The following is a 1,160-nucleotide window of genomic DNA, read 5'->3' as shown; positions in this document are numbered from 1 at the left end:
TGGTCGGCGGCCAGGGTGGTGACCCGCTCCTCGGAGACGTAGCCGGGCTTGCGCAGGGCCTGGGCACGGCCGAGATCGAGCTGGGCGCGTTCCAGGGTGGCCTGGCTGGCGGCCACTTCGGCCTGGCTGGCGGCGATCAAGCTGCTCTGCTGCGCCAGCTTGCTGCGTGCCTGGTCGAGTTGCGCCTGGTAGTTGGCCAGGGCGGCGCGGGCGCGCTGGCGGGCCAGGCGGAAATCGCTGTCCTCCAGCACTGCCAGCAGCGCGCCGGCCTCGACGTGCTGGTTGTCGCGCACCAGCACCCGCTCGATGCGCGCGTTCAGCTGGCTCGATACCCGGGTGATCTCGCCCTGCACGTAGGCATTGTCGGTGCTCTGCAGGTGACGGCCGACCAGCAGCCAGTGGCCGAACAGGGCGGCGGCCAGCAGGCCGAGCAGGGTGGTGAAGAGCAGGAGGCGGCGTTGCAGGGGAGCGGGCATGCGAGGGCTCGGCTTGGGTGAAAAATGTAAGCAAATTTAACTATGTTCACTTTTCGCTAGTAGCCGGTAGACTTGGCAAACTTTGTTGCTTGTGGGGAACAATCATGGGGCTGGACGACGCGCTGATCTTCACCCGCGTGGTGGAGTGCCACAGCTTCACCCAGGCGGCCAGCAGCCTGGGCATGCAGAAATCCACGGTGAGTCGGCGCATCGCCCTGCTCGAGGAGCGCCTCGGCGTACGCCTGCTCAACCGCACCACGCGCAAGCTGCGCCTGACCGAGGTGGGCCAGGCCTACTACGAGCGTTGCCGACAGATCATGCTCGACTTCGCCGAGGCCGAGCAGGCGGTGATGCAGTTGCAGCGCGAGCCCTCGGGGCTGCTGCGGATCAGCGCGCCGATCGAGTTCGGCCAGCTGTTTCTCGGCCGCGTGCTCGGCGAGTTCATGCGCCAGTACCCGCAGATCAGCGCCGAGGTGGAACTCAGCTCGCGCCTGGTCGATCCGCTGGAGGAGGGCGTGGACATCGCCATCCAGGTCGGCCAGCCGCAGGACTCCACGCTGATCGCGCGCAAGCTGTTCGAGAGCGGCCGGCGCCTGTGCGCCAGCCCGGCCTACCTGGCGGCGCACGGCACGCCGCGCAGCGTCGCCGAGCTGGAGGGCCATCGCGCCATCCTGTTGCAGCACG

At 68.3% G+C, this 1,160-nt stretch carries 2 protein-coding genes; one reads left to right on the top strand and one right to left on the bottom strand.

The window, feature by feature from the left end; all coding sequences use genetic code 11:
• The coding region (locus tag N878_RS21520) for an HlyD family secretion protein (RefSeq protein ID WP_021445597.1) at nt 1-476 on the bottom strand (476 nt) is incomplete at its 3' end.
• A 104-nt stretch (nt 477-580) separates the two neighbouring features.
• Between N878_RS21520 and N878_RS21515 the strand changes: the two genes are divergently transcribed.
• Nucleotides 581-1,160: LysR family transcriptional regulator (locus N878_RS21515; RefSeq protein ID WP_021445596.1), on the top strand; the 580-nt coding region annotated here is incomplete at its 3' end.

This window comes from Pseudomonas sp. EGD-AK9, assembly GCF_000465935.2.
Classification (GTDB): domain Bacteria; phylum Pseudomonadota; class Gammaproteobacteria; order Pseudomonadales; family Pseudomonadaceae; genus Aquipseudomonas.
The sequence above is the reverse complement of the archived record's forward strand: the minus strand, read 5'-3'. Positions and strand labels throughout refer to the sequence as shown.